1 protein-coding gene is annotated in these 777 nt (G+C 60.4%); it reads left to right on the plus strand.

What is annotated here, in order from left to right:
* Positions 1–374 precede the first annotated feature (374 nt).
* Positions 375–608, plus strand: coding sequence for an arylsulfatase regulator (locus ET21_RS0118125; protein ID WP_231372556.1), 234 nt, complete (start codon positions 375–377; stop codon positions 606–608).
* Positions 609–777: the final 169 nt, after the last annotated feature.

Raw genomic sequence — 777 nt, forward strand, 5'->3', positions numbered from 1 at the left:
CGCTTGCAATCGTAGCGGCGTCTGCTCGCAAACGGAGCGATTTTCTGCTCACCCTTTCTGCCACTGGCGCATGGCCTCGTGCTCGAATTATCTGCCAGTGTGCTCGCCATCATCCGGCGCTGCTTGCAAACGGGGCGTCGTGCTCACACTCCCTGCCAGTGGGTTCTCCAAACCCGTCGCCGGCAGACGCTTTTGCGAAGCGGGTTTCCAGAACAGTTTTGACACGCGGCGGGCCGCAGAAATGCGTTGCGGTCATGGCCCGCCGGCAGGATCGTCAGAAAGGAAGGTTTTCGCGAACAGGGCCAGCGCATAATAGGCGATGACACCACGCAAGCGGAAAGGGTGCGATGACCAAAACCGAAATGCTGGAGACGATGAAACGCCTCGACGCCCATGCGAATGCCCTGCTGCTGATCGGTGCTTCCGATATCGATCTGCTCGGCGGCATGTTCGACGTGATGCCGGACTTCAAGGCGCTGCTCGATGCCGGATACGGCGAAGAGATCGAGAGAAACGCCGGTCGCTTCCCCGGCCTGCACCGCTACGCCGTCATGCTCTCAAATATCGCCGAAGGGATCGCGGACGGCTCCATCCGGGTGCCACGCTGACGCCACTCCCGCTGGCAGATAATGTGAGCAGGCGACCATGACTGCGAGCAGCGCCGGATGATGGCGAGCACATTGGCAATTAGCGTGAGCAGACTGCTCCGCCCATTGTCAGATAATCCGAGCAGAAAATCGCTCCGTTTGCGAGCAGACGCCGCTACGATTGCAAGCG

It is taken from the genome of Sphingobium sp. DC-2, assembly GCF_000722555.1.
Lineage (GTDB): Bacteria > Pseudomonadota > Alphaproteobacteria > Sphingomonadales > Sphingomonadaceae > Sphingobium > Sphingobium quisquiliarum.

What these genes read in the sequence shown, in the direction of transcription:
- ET21_RS0118125 (WP_231372556.1), top strand. Translation starts at nt 375, where the DNA reads ATGAAACGCCTCGACGCCCATGCGAATGCCCTGCTGCTGATCGGTGCT.